Annotated in this window: 6 protein-coding genes; 5 read left to right on the forward strand and 1 reads right to left on the reverse strand. The window is 63.8% G+C overall.

All coding sequences use genetic code 11. From position 1 onward, the window contains the following. Window positions 1-137 precede the first annotated feature (137 nt). Window positions 138-1,310, forward strand: coding sequence for an MFS transporter (locus tag AC0Z5Z_RS11880; protein ID WP_485611128.1), 1,173 nt, complete (start codon window positions 138-140; stop codon window positions 1,308-1,310). 111 nt (window positions 1,311-1,421) lie between these two features. Here AC0Z5Z_RS11880 and AC0Z5Z_RS11885 read toward each other — a convergent pair whose 3' ends face one another. Beyond that, window positions 1,422-2,555, reverse strand: coding sequence for a cupin-like domain-containing protein (locus AC0Z5Z_RS11885; protein ID WP_485611129.1), 1,134 nt, complete (start codon window positions 2,553-2,555; stop codon window positions 1,422-1,424). Between the two features lie 136 nt (window positions 2,556-2,691). Between AC0Z5Z_RS11885 and AC0Z5Z_RS11890 the strand changes: the two genes are divergently transcribed. The 4 genes from AC0Z5Z_RS11890 to AC0Z5Z_RS11905 all read left to right on the forward strand — a co-directional run bounded on the left by AC0Z5Z_RS11890 (window position 2,692) and on the right by AC0Z5Z_RS11905 (window position 15,864). Then, on the forward strand, window positions 2,692-3,432 hold the full coding sequence (locus AC0Z5Z_RS11890) for a thioesterase II family protein (protein ID WP_150741409.1): 741 nt from the start codon (window positions 2,692-2,694) through the stop codon (window positions 3,430-3,432). Window positions 3,433-3,471: 39 nt separating this feature from the next. Continuing rightward, entirely contained in the window at window positions 3,472-4,455 is a 984-nt protein-coding gene (locus AC0Z5Z_RS11895) for a TauD/TfdA family dioxygenase (RefSeq protein ID WP_485611130.1), read from the forward strand. 187 nt (window positions 4,456-4,642) lie between these two features. Continuing rightward, complete coding sequence (locus AC0Z5Z_RS11900) at window positions 4,643-8,044, forward strand: amino acid adenylation domain-containing protein (protein ID WP_485611131.1); 3,402 nt, start codon at window positions 4,643-4,645, stop codon at window positions 8,042-8,044. Further along, complete coding sequence (locus tag AC0Z5Z_RS11905) at window positions 8,041-15,864, forward strand: amino acid adenylation domain-containing protein (RefSeq protein WP_485611132.1); 7,824 nt, start codon at window positions 8,041-8,043, stop codon at window positions 15,862-15,864. The genes AC0Z5Z_RS11900 and AC0Z5Z_RS11905 overlap by 4 nt, the downstream gene beginning before the upstream one ends.

Here is a 15,864-nt window from a genome sequence, read left to right on the forward strand (position 1 = left end):
CGAGCAGGCTCGCTCCCACCGGGGGACGGCATTTCGAATGTGCGAGCGAAGGGGCCTTCACAGACCGCTAACAATTGCGCGCTTCCACGGCATTCAAGGCTATGGCAACTTGGCCGCCCCTGATGAGGCTGCAATCGATGGCAAATCCCTACCGCGAATTGTTCACCGCCCCCGGCGCCCGTGCGTTTGTGCTGGCCGGGATGCTGGCGCGCATGCCCATTTCCATGACCGGCATCGGCCTCATCACCATGCTTGCGCAGTTGAACGGCGGTTATGCGCTGGCGGGGGCGGTGGCGGCGACGTTTGCCTTGGCCACGGCGTTTTGCGCGCCACAGGTATCGCGTCTGGTGGACCGTTACGGGCAGGGGCGGGTGCTGCCGATCGCAGCGCTGACCGGTGGCGGCGGGTTGTTGATGTTGCTGCTGTTCACGCGTCTGCAGGCGCCGAACTGGACGTTGTTCGTGTTCGCCGCGCTGGCCGGGTGCATGCCGAGCATGTCGGCGATGGTGCGGGCGCGCTGGACCGAGATCTACCGTGGCCAGCAGCAATTGCAGACGGCGTATGCGCTGGAGTCGGTGCTCGACGAAGTGTGTTTTATCGTCGGGCCGCCGCTGTCAGTAGGCTTGTCGGTTGCGGTGTTTCCCGAGGCCGGGCCGCTGGCGGCGCTGTTGGCCTTGGCCATTGGCGTGACGGCGTTTGTCGCCCAGCGCAGCACCGAGCCACCGGTGCACGCGCAGGAGTCGCAGCATCAGGGCTCGATCATTCGCTCGACCGACGTGCAATGGCTGCTGGCGTTGATGCTGGCGATGGGCGTGATCGTCGGAGTCATCGATGTGGTCAGCGTCGCTTTCGCTCAACATCAGGGCCAGCCGGCAGCGGCCAGTATTGTTTTGTCGGTGTACGCGATCGGCTCATGCCTGGCCGGCATCGCCTTCGGTGCGATGCGTTCGAAACTGCCGCTGCCGCGCCTGTTTCTCTACGGCGGTGTGGCGACGGCAGTGACCACGCTGCCGCTGTTATTGGCGAGCAATATTCTCGGCTTGTCGATCGCGGTATTTATCGCCGGGCTGTTCTTCTCACCGACGCTGATCGTCGCGATGGCGTTGATCGAACGCATCGTGCCACCGGCCAAACTGACTGAAGGCCTGACCTGGCTGGTGACCGGACTGAGCATCGGCGTGGCGATCGGCGCCGCCGGTTCCGGCGCGCTGGTCGATGCGTTTGGCGCGCGCAGCGGCTTCTGGCTGGCGATTGCGGCGGGGGCGGTGGTGCTGATTTCCGCGTTTCAAAGTTTCCGTCACTTGAAATGAAATTCCACTGTGGGAGCGAGCCTGCTCGCGAAGGCGGTGTGTCAGTAAATATCTTCATACCTGATACAACGCCTTCGCGAGCTGGCTCGCTCCCACAGTTATTTTGCGGTGTTACCAGCCGCGTCCTGAGTTGATCCAGAAGTTGACTGACAGCGACGTCGACACCGACTCCACCTGATGGAACCATCCCTCTGGCAAAAACAGCAGATCCCCAGCCTCCAGCGTCACCCGCAAAAACGTCACCTCCCGCGCTGCCGGGAAACGCTCATAGTCCGGCGCGTCCGGGTTGAAATCGCAGCCATCCAGGCCACCCTTGGGCGCGGTCGACCAGGTGCCCAGCGCTTCGCGATGATGTGGTGCGGCAAGGGTGAATTTTTTCTGCCCCCAAACCTGGGCGAAGAGGTTGTCGGTGTCATCGCGGTGCAACGGCGTCAGCGTGCCCTTGGGGCCGATCCAGATACGTGGCGGAATGAACAGCGACGTGTCGAAGTAGGGCGGGTACTGGATCTGCTGCAACAATTGCGCGGGCAGGATGTTGTTGCCCATGTACGCCGACGGCTCGCCGTCCGCGCCTTTGACTGCCGGGCTGTCCAGCGAGGCGATGAACTCGGCCATTGAGGTCGAGCGGAAATCACGCTCGGTGGAAAACGTCTTCTTCACATAATCGCCATGGCGGGTGATGCCCTGCAGTTCAGCGAAATGCACCAGCGACTCCTCGCGGCTCAGGCTGAACAATGGCCAGTCGCGCAGGGCATTGCTGATCACCAATGGAATGCCGTTGGGCAGATAACGGGTTTCGAATTCGTGCCGGCTCAACCCTTCGCGCGCACGGCGTTCGACGCTGGTCTGCCGAGGCAGCGCGGCAGTGAGCTTTTCGCTGAAGCGCGGTGGCGTCGGGTAGCGCTTGTTCATGTCGACCTTTTCCACCGTGCCGCCTCCCTGGCGGGCGTGGTCGATGATCTGCGGCAGCATTGTCGCCAGGCCCATGTTGCCACCGATCTTCAGGCGACCGCTGGCGAACAGTTCCTCGACGTTGACCACGCCGGCCATGATCCCGAGAAAGTCCTTTTCCGCGACTTCGATGGTCACGTCCGGACGCGGGTGGCGCCCGATTTCCGTGCGCTGGCTGGTCTTGATGTCGTACCAGTACGCCTGTTGCGCGCTGAAGATGAACTGGAAAACGCCCTCGATGCCGACCGCGCCGGCGTTGGCGAACAACTTGCCCAGAATGCTCTGCAGGTCCACGGTGATTCCCTCGCGATTGTTGTTTTTTTCCTGAACAGGCAACGAGCGGCTGGCGGGGGAATTTAGCGACCGGGCGACTAATTTGTCCGGCGAGTGATCCGTCTTTCTTGCAGACACATTTTTCAAGGAAAGCGCGGTGACCAAGCTGACATTGCTGTGCCTGCCCTATTCGGGCGCCAGCGCCATGGTTTACAGCCGCTGGCGGCGTCAACTGCCGACGTGGCTGCAATTGCAACCGGTGGAACTGCCGGGACGTGGCGCGCGGTTCGATGAACCGCTGCAAACCGACATGCGCGCACTGGCGCGGCAACTGGCGCGCGAGCACAAGCCGGGGCTGCAAGGCCCGTATGCGTTGTTCGGGCATAGCCTCGGTGCGTTGCTCGCCTGCGAAATGGCCCATGCCTTTCGCGAATTGGGTGTGCCGGAGCCGCTGGCGCTGTTCGCCTCCGGCACCGCCGCACCGTCCATGCGCAGCGATTACGACCGCGGCTTTGCCGAACCGCGCAGCGATGAGGAACTCATCGAACAGTTGCGCACCTTTCAGGGCACCAGCGAAGAAATCCTCGCCAATCAGGAATTGATGAGCCTGACCCTGCCGGTGCTGCGCGCCGATTTCATGATGTGCGGGCGCTTCACGCCTGCCGAGCGGCCCTTGCTCAATTGCCCGGTGCACGTGCTCGGTGGCAAGGAAGACCGCGCCACCACCGAACAACTGATCGGCTGGAGCAAAGAGACCCTGGGCAGTTTCTCGGTGGACATGATGACCGGCGGGCACTTCTTCATTCATGAGCACGAAGCGCGGGTCATTCGCACGATCAAGACGCATCTGGAAGTGCATCACCGGCGCCATGCGCAGGCCGCGCAACCGGCGTTCTGAGACGCGACTCATCTATCACGCATATTCAGGAGGCCAGTCATGACTGTTGCTCTGGGATTTTCCGTTCGGCCATTGCTGCCGCAGCGCGGACGCTTGCCGCTGTTGATCGAGGCGGACGATGCCGACACCGATCTGTTGGCGGTATTCGATGAATTGAAGGCGCTGGTCGACGAGCATCTGCTGCGCGACGGTGGCGTGCTGTTTCGCGGCTTCCGCCTCGACGGCGCCGAGCAGTTTCGCCAGTTTGCCGCGAGTTTCGGCCATCCATTGCTCAACTACGAGTTCGGCTCGACGCCGCGTACCAACGTCACCCAAGGCGTGTACACCTCCACCGAATACCCGGCGCACCAAAGCATTCCGCTGCACAACGAACAGGCTTATTCCCGCGACTGGCCGATGAAGATCTGGTTCTACAGCATGATCGCCGCCAGGTCCGGCGGTGAGACGCCGATTGCCGACAGCCGCGAAGTGTACCGGCGCATCCCGGTGGCGATCCGCGAGCGTTTCGTCAGCAAAGGCCTGATGTACGTGCGCAACTTCGGCAATGGCCTCGATGTGGCCTGGGAAGACGTGTTCAACACCGAAGACCGTGAAGTCGTCGAGGCCTACTGCAAGGCTCACGGCATTGTCTGCGAGTGGAAGGACGACGGTGAGCTGCGCACGCGCCAGACCTGTCAGGCGGTGGCGGTGCACCCGGTCACGGGCGAGCACGTCTGGTTCAATCAGGCGCACCTGTTTCACATCTCCAACCTGCCAGCGGACGTGCGCGAAAGCCTGCTCGACATCGTTGACGAAGAAGACCTGCCACGTAACGTCTACTACGGCGACGGCTCGCCGATCGAAGACGAAGTGCTGGCGCAGATTCGCGCGGTGCTCGACGACTGTGCGATCAGTTTCCCCTGGCAGGAGGGCGATGTGCTGATGCTCGACAACATGCTCTCGGCTCACGCGCGCTCACCGTTCGAAGGGCCGCGCAAAGTCATCGTGGCCATGGCCGAGGGGCATTCGCAGGACGTGCGCTGACCTGTTCGCAACCCTTCAACTCAAATGCCGAATCCGGGCCTGTACCGGCTTCGGCATTTGTCTGTCTGGCCTTTGAACCGTCGGGCCGTGATTGCCGCTGGCGCGCTAAATCATCGCGCGGGCCATTCGTTCTTGTTGATACGACCGGGTCTCCAGGTCACGCCGCCGATCAGCAAGGACTCCACGCATGAATGCCGCAGACGCACAGAAACTAGCCCGCCGCTTTATCGAATTGCCCCAGGACAAACGCCGTCTGTTCCTCGCCGGCATGGCCCGCGAAGGCATCGATTTTGCGCAGCTTCCCATGACCGCCTGCGACGGCATCGCCGAGCGTGACGGCCTGTCTTACGCGCAGCAGCGCATGTGGTTTCTCTGGCAGCTGGAGCCGACCAGCGCCGCCTACAACCTGCCGATGGCGGTGCGTCTGGATGGTGAGTTGCAAGTCGAGGCACTGGAGCAGGCCTTCAGCCGTCTGGCGGCGCGCCACGAATGTTTGCGCACCACCTTCGGCCAGGACGGCGAGTGTGCCTTCCAGCGTGTGGCCGAACCAAAGCCACTAAAACTGCCCGTCACTGACCTGAGCACGGTGCCCGAAGCGCAGCGCTGGCCGCTGGCGCAGCAGCACATGATGGCCGAGGCGACCCAGGCCTTCGACCTGCAGAACGGCCCGCTGCTGAGTCTGCGTCTGTTACGCCTGGCCGAGCAGGAACATGTGCTGCTGCTGACCCTGCATCACATCATCGCCGACGGCTGGTCGATGAACATTCTGATCGACGAATTCATGCGCACTTACGACGCGTTGGTCGCCGGGCGTGATCCGACGCTGGCGCCGTTGAGCGTGCATTACCGCGACTACGCACTGTGGCAGCGCAGCTGGCTGGAGGCCGGTGAGCGCGAGCGGCAATTGGACTACTGGCGCACGCAACTGGGCGACGAACATCCAGTGCTGGAATTGCCCACCGATCGCGCCTATCCGGCGCAGTCCAGTCATCAGGGCGCACGCCTGGAAACGGTGATCGACGCACCCCTGCGCGAAGAGCTGAAAAACCTTGCCCAGCGTCAGGGCGTAACCTTGTTCGTGGTGTTGCTGGCAGCGTTCAAGACCCTGTTGCATCGCTACAGCGGCCAGACCGATATTCGTGTCGGCGGGCTGATCGCCAACCGCACCCGCAGTGAAACCGAAGGGTTGATCGGCTTCTTCGTCAACACGCAGATTCTGCGCAGCGTGGTCACCGCACAAACGCCCTTCACCGAGTTGCTGCAGAACCTGCGCCAGGCCGCCCTCGGCGCCCAGGCCCATCAGGATCTGCCGTTCGACGCCCTGATCGAAGCCCTGCAACCGGCGCGCAGCCAGAGCCACAATCCGCTGTTCCAAGTGATGTTCAACCACCAGCCGCTGGTCACCGATCTGCACCAGGCGCAACTGGCCTCGGGTTTGCGCGTGGGCTATTTGAGCGAGGAGCAACTGGCCGGCAGCGGCCGGCAACATGCGGCCACCAGTGACCTGATGCTCGACACTCGCGAGGAGGGCGAGCAATTGTTTGCTGCCTTCACTTACGCCACGGATATTTTTGATGCTTCAACCATCGCCGCGCTGGCCGGGCATTGGCGCAACATTCTCCAGTCGGTGTGCCGCGATCCGCAGCAGTTGATCGGCGAAGTGGCGATGCTCGCCGACAGCGAACGCCACGGGTTGATCCAGGCCACCGCGCCAGCGCCTCGTTTCACTAGCGTGCAAAGCCTGTTCGAAGCGCAAGTCGCACGGACTGCGCAAGCGCCGGCGGTGCGGTTGGCCACAGCGTCTGCGCCGGCATTCAGCTACGACGAACTCAACACTCGCAGCAATCGTCTGGCCCACCATTTGCGCGCACAGGGTGTCGGCCCGGACGTGCTGGTCGGTGTTGCGCTGGGGCGTTCGCTGGAACTGGCGATGGCGCTGTTGGCCGTGCTCAAGGCCGGCGGCGCCTACGTGCCGCTGGATCCGCAGACCCCGGCCGAACGCTTGCGCCATGTGCTCGCTGACAGTGGTTTGCAACTGTTGCTCGGCGACCAGCAAAGCCTCGCCAGCCTGCCGCCGCTCGACGGCATCGAATGCCTGTGTCTGGAGCAGTTGCCCGCCAGCGAGCAGAGCGACAACCTGCCGGTCACGGTCGAAGCCGACAACCTCGCTTACGTGATCTACACCTCTGGCTCCACCGGACGGCCGAAAGGCGTGGCGGTCAGTCATGGCGCGCTGAGCGAGTTCATTGCCCGCGCCATCGATTACAGCGATCTGCGCGAAGGCGACCGGGTTCTGCAATTCGCCACCAGCAGTTTCGACGGTTTCGTCGAGCAGTTTTTCCCGCCGCTGTGCCATGGCGCCAGCGTGGTCATGCGCGATGCACCGCTGTGGGACAGCGCGACGCTGCATCAGGTGATCATCGATCAGGGCATTACCCTGGCTGATCTGCCAGCGGCCTACTGGTATTGGCTGGTGCAGGAATATGCGGCGAAACCCCCGGCAAATTTCGGCGCGCTGCGGCAGATTCACGTCGGCGGTGAAGCCATGGCGGTGGACGGTTTGCGCTTGTGGCAACAGGCCGGGCTCGGCCATGTGCGCCTGCTCAATACCTACGGCCCGACCGAGGCCACGGTGGTCTCGACGATTCATGACTGCACTGCGCTGACCGCGCAGGACGTGTCGTGGCGCGGCATGCCGATCGGCAAGGGCCTGGCGGCGCGGCGTCTGTACGTGCTCGACGATGATCTGAACCTGCTGCCGCAAGGCGCGGTGGGCGAGTTGTACATCGGTGGGCCGGGGCTGGCGCGCGGTTATCACCGTCAGCCGAGCCTCAGCGCTGAGCGTTTCATTGCCGACCCGTTTGCCGACGGCCAGCGCCTGTATCGCACTGGCGACCGTGCACGGCTGCGCGGCGATGGCGCGCTGGAGTATGTCGGCCGGGTCGATCATCAAGTGAAGATTCGTGGCTTTCGCATCGAACTGGGCGAGATCGAATCGCGCCTGCAGCAATGTTCGGGCGTTCGCGAAGCAGTGGTGTTGGCGGTGCCGTTCGCCGGCGGTGCGCAACTGGTCGCCTACGTTGTGACAGAACCTGCGGTGCTCGCCAGCGCGGCGACGCAAGCGGCATTCCGTCAGCAGACCCGCGCCGCGCTGCAAGCCAGCCTGCCGGATTACATGGTGCCGGGGCATCTGCTGTTGCTGGCGAACCTGCCGCTGACACCGAGTGGCAAGCTCGACCGCAAGGCCTTGCCAGCGCCGGATCCTGCGCAGTTGCAGGGCGATTACCGCGCCCCGCAATCACCGGCTGAACAATGTCTGGCGCAGGTCTGGGCCGAGGTGCTGCACGTGCCGCGTGTGGGCCTGGATGATCACTTTTTTGAACTGGGTGGTCATTCGTTGTTGGCCGCGCAGGTGATTGCCCGGGTCAAGGAGCAGATGGGCGTGGTGCTGCCACTGCGCAGCCTGTTCGAAAACCCGCTGCTGGCGGATCTGGCCGAGGTGCTCGGGCAACTGGCCGAGGTGAGCGGCGACGACGACTGGTCCGACATGGATCAGTTCATGAATGCTTTGCAAGGAGAAGAAGTATGAGCGGCACGATGGCGGAACGTATTGCAAAAAGGTTCGTCGGCTTGCCGCTGGAACAGCGTCGGCTGTTTCTCGCCAAACTGCGCGAGGAGGGCAAGGACTTCAGCCTGTTGCCGTTGCCGGTCAGCCGCCACGACTGCGGGCAGATTCCCCTGTCGTTCGCCCAGCAGCGCCTGCTGTTTCTCTGGCAACTGGAGCCGCAAAGCGCCGCGTACAACATGGCCGCTGGCTTGCGTCTCAAAGGTTCGCTGAATGAGTCAGCCCTGAGCCGCTCGTTCGATCATCTGCTGGCGCGCCATGAAGTGTTGCGCACGGTGTTTCACACCGACGGCGATCAAGCGCATCAGCTGATCCTCGAGCAGCAAAGTATTGCGCTGCAACGCTTCGATCTGACCGGCACCGCCGCGCAAGAGCGCGAAGAACTGCTCGCGCAACACGTGCAAGACGTCACCGCGCAACCGTTCGATCTGCGCCACGGCCCGCTGTTGCGCGCCAGCCTGTTTGCTTTGGCCGACGATGAGTTCGTGCTGGTGGTGAGCATGCATCACATCGTCTCCGATGGCTGGTCGATGGACGTCATGGTCAAGGAATTCGTGCAGTGCTATCAGGCGTTCAGCCTGCAGCGCGAGCCGCAATTGCCGGCGCTGCCGTTGCAATACGCCGACTATGCGATCTGGCAGCGGCGCTGGCTGGAGGCCGGCGAGGGTGAACGCCAGCTCGACTACTGGCGTCAGCAATTGGGCGACGAACATCCGCTGCTGGAAGTGGCGCCGGACTTTGCCCGACCGCTGACGCAAAGCTTTGCAGGACAGACCCTGAGCTTTGATTTCGGCACCGACCTGTCGCAACAGCTCAACGTCTTCGCGCGCAGCCAGGGCATCAGCCTGTTCATGCTGGTGCTGGCCGGGTTCTCGCTGTTCCTTTCGCGTCTGGCCGGCGAGCGCGACATTCGTGTCGGCGTGCCGAATGCCAACCGTGGCCGCGCCGAAGTCGAGGGACTGATCGGTTTCTTCGTCAACACCCAGGTGCTGCGTTGCCAGGTCGATGAGCGCGGCAGTTTCGCCGATTTGCTCGCGCAGGTGCGTGAAGCGGCGTTCGGCGCACAGGCACATCAGGAGTTGCCGTTCGAGCAACTCGTCGACGAATTGGTCGCCGAACGCACCCTGGGCCACAACCCGCTGTTCCAGGCCAAGTTCAACCAGAACGTCGGCATGCAGAAACAACGCTCGATGGCCTTGCCCGGCCTGACTGTCGGCGAATACCCGCTGGCCAAGGACGGCACGCACTTCGATCTGGCCTTGGATATCACCGACGACGGCGCGCTGATCCACGGCCAGATGACCTACGCCAGCGATCTCTATCGGGCGGAAACGGTCGCCGGTTTTGTGCCGATGTTGCTGGACCTGTTTACACAGTTGCTCAACTCGCCGCAGGCGCCGCTCCACACGGTAGCGACGCCACGGCCTGCTGCGCTTGCCAGCCAACGCGAACCGGCGTTGACGGTGTTGCAACACTGGGCGCGTGAAGTGGCCCGGCAGCCGCTGGCGCTGGCCGCTCGGGATCTCAAGCAAACGGTGACTTTCCAGGCGCTGGATGAACAAGCCAACCGTCTCGCCCATTATTTGCGTGCGCAGGGCGTCAGTGTCGGCGAACCGGTGGCGGTGCTGCTGGAGCGTTCGCTGGACTGGCTGACTTGCCTGCTGGCGATTTTCAAGGCTGGCGCGGTGTACATGCCGCTCGACGTCAAGGCGCCAAGCGCGCGCCTGCAACAGATGCTCGGCGCTGCGCAGGCGCGGGCGCTGATCGGTGCTGAAGGCGACGCACGGCTCAGCGAATTGGCGGCTGAGGGCTGTCAGGGTCTGGAATTTGCACAGGGGCAATGGCAGTCACTGCCGGCATCCGCGCCTGAGTTGACGCTGTATGCGCAGTCGCCGGCCTACGTGATTCACACCTCCGGTTCCACCGGGCAACCCAAGGGCGTGCTGGTCAGCCACGGCGCGCTGGGCAGTTACGTGCGCGGCGTACTCGAACGTCTGGCTCCTGCGCCGGAGGCGAGCATGGCGCTGGTCTCGACCATCGCCGCCGACCTTGGCTTCACCGTGCTGTTCGGCGCGTTGTGCTCCGGTCGTTTGCTACATGTGCTGCCAGAAGAACTCGGCTTCGACCCGGATCGTTTTGCCGAATACATGGCCCGCCATCGCGTTGGCATGTTGAAAATCGTCCCCGGGCATCTCGCCGCGCTGTTGCAGGCGGCCAAGCCTGCCGATGTGCTGCCGGAACACGCACTGATCGTCGGCGGCGAAGCCTGTTCGCCGGCACTGGTCGAGCGTGTGCAGCAACTTAAACCGGGCTGTCGCCTGATCAATCACTATGGCCCTAGCGAAACCACCGTGGGTGTGCTGACCCATGAGGTCGAAGAACTCCCCGCGCAGGCGCGCAGTGTTCCTATCGGCACGGCGTTGGCCGGTGCCCATGTCTATGTGCTCGACGATGTGCTCAACCCGGTAGCCGATCAGGTCGCCGGTGAGCTGTACATCGGCGGCGACAGCGTTGCCCTTGGTTACCTGAATCAGCCGGCGCTGACCGCCGAACGCTTCCTGCCCGACCCGTTCGGCGCAGCGGGCGCGCGGGTCTACCGCAGCGGCGACCGGGTCCGGCGCAATCGCGAGCAGGCGCTTGAGTTCATCGGTCGTGCCGACGATCAGGTCAAAGTTCGCGGCTACCGTGTGGAGCCTGCGGAAGTCGCGCGGGTGTTGCTCAGCCTCGATGACGTCAGCGAAGCCGCCGTGCTCGCGCTGCCACTGGATGACGATCCGGCGCGCCTGCAACTGCTGGCATGGTGCGTGCCGGCAGTGGGCGCGAAGGTGCAGGCGCAGGATCTGCGCGAGCAATTGCAGGCGCGGCTGCCGGATTACCTGGTGCCGGCGCAGTTAGTGTTGCTGGAAAAGCTGCCGCTGACCGCCAACGGCAAGCTCGACAAGCGTGCGTTGCCAGTGCCCGGGGTGGTCAGCCAGCAGTTCGTCGCGCCGGTCGGTGAGATCGAGGAGAAACTCGCCGCGATCTGGGCCGAGGTGCTCAAGCTCGAAAGGGTCGGCAGCAGCGATAACTTCTTCGAACTGGGCGGCGACTCGATCCTCAGCTTGCAGATCATCGCCCGGGCCAAGCGCCAGGGCATCAAGCTCAGCCCCAAGCAGTTGTTCGAAAAACAGACCATCGGCCAACTGGCTGCCGTGGCCAGACTGATCGAAGCCAAACCGGCTGCCGTCGCCGCACCAGTGGCTCGCGGGCCGTTGCCGTTGCTACCGATTCAGGTGCGTTTCTTCGAGACGCCGATTGCCCAGCGCCAGCATTGGAACCAGTCGGTAATGCTGCAACCGACCCTGGCGCTGGACGCCGTGCATTTTCGCAAGGCGCTGGCGACGTTGGTCGAACAGCACGAAGCGCTGGCCTTGAGCTTTGTGCAGTCGGGCGATCACTGGCAGGCACTGCCGCAGCCGCAGGGTGATGCCGAATTGCTCTGGGTTCGCGAGCTGGACAACCTCGATGCCTTGCCCGTCGTGGCCGACGCAGCGCAGCGCAGCCTGGACCTGCAGCGCGGGCAGTTGCTGCGCGCGGTGCTGGTCAACCTGCCGAACGCCGAGCAGCGCTTGTTGCTGGTGATCCATCATCTGGTGGTCGACGGCGTGTCGTGGCGCATTCTGCTTGAGGACTTGCAGCAGGCTTACCAGGCATTGGCGGCGGGGACGGCGCCGGTGTTGCCGGGCCAGAGCAGTTCGCTGCACAACTGGGCCGAGCAGTTGCATCGTTATGCACAGAGCGAAACGTTGGCGGCCGAAAGCGCTTATTGGCGCCAGACCCTGGCGGCGGCTGACGCGGCACTGCCACGGGATTTCGCCGAGGACAGCCAGACCCGCGCCCAGGCTGCCCGCGCCAGTACGCGCCTGAGCCAGACATTGACCGACAAACTGCTGAAAGTCGCCCCGGCGGCCTACCGCACGCAAATCAACGACCTGTTACTGACCGCATTGGCGCGGGTGTTGTGTGACTGGAGCGAGCAGCCTTCGGTGTTGATCCAGCTCGAAGGCCATGGTCGTGAAGACCTGTTCGACGACATCGACCTGAGCCGCACGGTCGGCTGGTTCAGCAGCCTGTTCCCGGTGCGCCTGACCCCGCAGGCCAATCCCGCTGCATCGCTGTGTGCGATCAAGGAGCAACTGCGCGCCGTGCCGGGCAAAGGCATCGGTTATGGCGTGCTGCGTTACCTCACGCGTGCTGCCGAGTTGCAGACGCTGGCGCAACCACGGGTGACCTTCAATTACCTCGGTCAGTTCGACGGCGCGTTCAGCGCCGAGCAAGGCGCGTTGTTCTTGCCAAGCAGCGACGGCACTGGCGCCAATCAGGATGGACAGGCACCGCTGGGCAATTGGCTGAGCGTCGACGGACAGGTTCTCGGCGGTGAGCTGGAACTGACCTGGACCTTCGGCACCGGCATGTACCGCGCCGAGACCATCGAGGCGCTGGCCGAGGCCTATCGCCGCGAACTGCGACGCCTGATCGAACATTGCTGCGCGAGCGGCGCAGGTGGCGTGACACCCTCGGATTTCAACCTCGCCAACCTGACCCAGGCGCAGCTGTCGGCGCTGCCGATGGCGCCGCGTGACATCGTCGATCTGTACCCGCTGTCGCCGATGCAGCAAGGCATTCTGTTCCACAGCCGCAACGAGCCGGACAGTCCGGCTTACACCAATCAGCTGCGCGTCGACGTCGAGCAGCTCGACGCCGAGCGCTTCCACCAGGCCTGGCAGCAGACCCTCGAAGCCCACGATATTCTGCGTACGGCGTTCGTCTGGCCGCAGGATGCCGCCGCGCCGGTGCAGGTGGTCCGCAGCCGTGTGCAGATGCCGTGGCAGGTGCAGGACTGGCGCGGTCGCGCTGGCCTGGATGCCGCGCTTGATCATCTCGCCGCTGAAGATCTGCACAACGGTTTCGATCTGCTCGACGCACCGCTGTTGCGCGTGACGTTGGTGCGCATCGATGAGCACACTCATCACCTGATCTACACCTGCCATCACATCCTCATGGACGGCTGGAGCACTTCGCAGTTGTTCGGCGAAGTGCTGCAACGTTACGCCGGCATCGTGCCGAGCACAGGGCAGGGGCGTTATCGCGATTACATCGAATGGCTCGGCCAGCGCGATCCGCAAGCCAGTCGGCAGTTCTGGAGCACGGCGCTGGCGGATCTCGAAGAGCCGACGCGACTGGCCAGTGCCATGCCGGTCAGGCTCGCGGCCAGCGGCTATGCCGATCACCAGCATGTGTTCAGCGAACCGCTGACCGCGGAACTGAACCGCTTCGCCCGCGAGCAGAAAGTCACCCTCAACACGCTGGTACAAGCGGCGTGGCTGCTGCTGTTGCAGCGCTACACCGGCCAGGATCACGTGGCGTTCGGCGCGACTGTCGCCGGGCGGCCGACGGATTTGCCGGGTGTCGAGCAGCAGATCGGTCTGTTCATCAACACCTTGCCGGTGGTAGCGGCGCCATCGCCGGAGATCGGCGTCAGCCAATGGCTGCAACAGGTGCAAGACCTCAACCTGGCCTTGCGCGAGCACGAACACACGCCGCTGTATGACATTCAACGCTGGGCCGGTATGGGCGCCGGGGCGTTGTTCGACAGCATTCTGGTGTTCGAAAACTACCCGATGGCCGAGGCCTTGGCGCAGGGCCCTGAGACGAGCCTGAAGTTCTCGGCAATCCGCCGGCAGGAGCAGACCAACTATCCGCTGACGCTGGTGGCGGTCACCGGCCGCGAGCTGAGTCTGGGCGTGAGTTACGATCAGGCCAGTTTCGACGCTCAAGCGATCAATGCGTTGAGTGCGCAGTTGCAAGGCCTGCTCGAGCAGTTCCTCGCCGACGCCACGCAGCCGCTGGGGGCGCTGCAACTGCTCGCCGAGCCACAACGGCAACAAGCGATCGAGTGGGGCAAGGCACCCGCGACCGCGCCGGATCAACGCACGGTGCTGGCGTACATTGCCGCGCAAGTGCAACGTCAACCGCAGGCGAACGCGGTGCTGTTCGCTGAGCAATCCATCGCTTACCAAAACCTCGATGCCCGAGCCAATCGTCTGGCGCACAAGCTGCAAGGCATGGGCGTCGGGCCGGAAGTGCGCGTCGGCGTGTGCATGCGCCGCACGCCGGACATGCTGGTCGGCTTGCTGGCGATCCTCAAGGCCGGTGGCGCCTACGTGCCGCTCGATCCGGATTACCCGCAGGAACGCTTGCTGCACATGCTCGACGACAGCCGCGCGGCGGTGCTGCTCACTGAGCCAGCGGCATTGGCGATGCTGCCCGAAACCTTGAGTGCGCAGGTGCTGCTGGTGGACGAGAACGTCGCCAGCGAATGCCCGGCCACTGCGCCGCTGGTTAACCTCGCGGCTGAAAATCTGGCGTACGTGATCTACACCTCCGGCTCCACCGGCAAACCGAAAGGCGTAGCCATCAGCCACGGCAATCTGTCGGCGCTGATTCAATGGTCGGCGGGGGTCTATCGCGAAGAGCAATTACGCGGTGTGCTGGCTTCGACTTCGATCTGCTTCGACCTGTCGGTGTGGGAAATCTTCGTCACGCTGGCCTGCGGTGGCTGCCTGGTGCTGGCCGACAACGCTCTGGCGCTGGCGGATTTGCCGGCGCGCGATCAGGTCACGCTGATCAACAGCGTGCCGTCGGCGATTGCCGCGTTGCAACGGGCCGGGCAGATCCCGACTTCGGTCGGCACCATCAATCTGGCCGGCGAGCCGCTCAAGCAGAGTCTGGTCGACAGCCTCTACGCCAGCACTCAGGTGCAGCAGGTCTACGACCTCTACGGGCCGTCGGAGGACACCACTTATTCGACCTTCACCCTGCGCACACCGCAGGGCCGGGCGAACATTGGCCGGCCGCTGGACAACACCGTGGTCTACCTGCTCGACAGTCAGTTGCAGGCGCTGCCCGAGGGCGTGGCGGCCGAGCTGTATCTGGCGGGTGCCGGGGTGACGCGCGGCTATCTGCGCCGCGCCGCGCTGACCGCCGAACGCTTTGTGCCGAATCCTTACGCGAGCAATGGCGAGCGCCTGTACCGCACCGGCGATCTGGTGCGCCAGGGCGACGATGGCAACATCGAGTACATCGGTCGCGCCGACCATCAGGTGAAGATTCGCGGCTTCCGCATCGAACTCAGCGAGATCGAAGCGCGCCTGCTGGAACTCGACGATATCGGCGAAGCGGTGGTACTGGCGCAGGACGGCGCCGCTGGCAAACACCTGCATGCCTACCTCGTCGCCGCGCCGGACAGCGAGCGGTCGACGCTGACCGAGCGGGTACGCAATGCCTTGGCCAGTCGCTTGCCGGCGCACATGGTGCCGGGGCATCTGCACCTGATCGACGCGATCCCGCTGACGCCCAACGGCAAGCTCGATCGCAAGGCGCTGATGGCGTTGGGCGAGAGCCCGACGCAGGAGCAATACCAGGCACCGCAAAGCGACTTGCAGTGGGAGGTCGCGACGATCTGGCAGCAAGTGCTGGAAGTCGAGCGGGTAGGGCTGGCGGACAACTTCTTCCAGCTCGGCGGCCATTCGTTACTGGCGACGCTGGTGGTGACCCGGGTGCAGGAACGTCTGGGCGACAAGGTGCCGCTCAAGGCGCTGTTCGAAACCGACACGCTCAAGGATTTCTGCGCGCGGATCGAAGCGCTGCGCGTCGAAATGTCGCCCGTTCAGGATGAATTGGCTAAATCACTGGAGGCCCTCAAACGTCTATCCCTCGATGATCTGGAAAAACTGATTTCTTGA

The organism is Pseudomonas sp. 1L-E-NC-VB-C3 (genome assembly GCF_057291535.1).

Excerpts from the sequence above, each read along its gene's own strand:
- AC0Z5Z_RS11880 (WP_485611128.1), top strand. The coding sequence starts at position 138 with ATGGCAAATCCCTACCGCGAATTGTTCACCGCCCCCGGCGCCCGTGCG.
- AC0Z5Z_RS11895 (WP_485611130.1), top strand. The coding sequence starts at position 3,472 with ATGACTGTTGCTCTGGGATTTTCCGTTCGGCCATTGCTGCCGCAGCGC.
- AC0Z5Z_RS11900 (WP_485611131.1), top strand. The coding sequence starts at position 4,643 with ATGAATGCCGCAGACGCACAGAAACTAGCCCGCCGCTTTATCGAATTG.
- AC0Z5Z_RS11905 (WP_485611132.1), top strand. The coding sequence starts at position 8,041 with ATGAGCGGCACGATGGCGGAACGTATTGCAAAAAGGTTCGTCGGCTTG.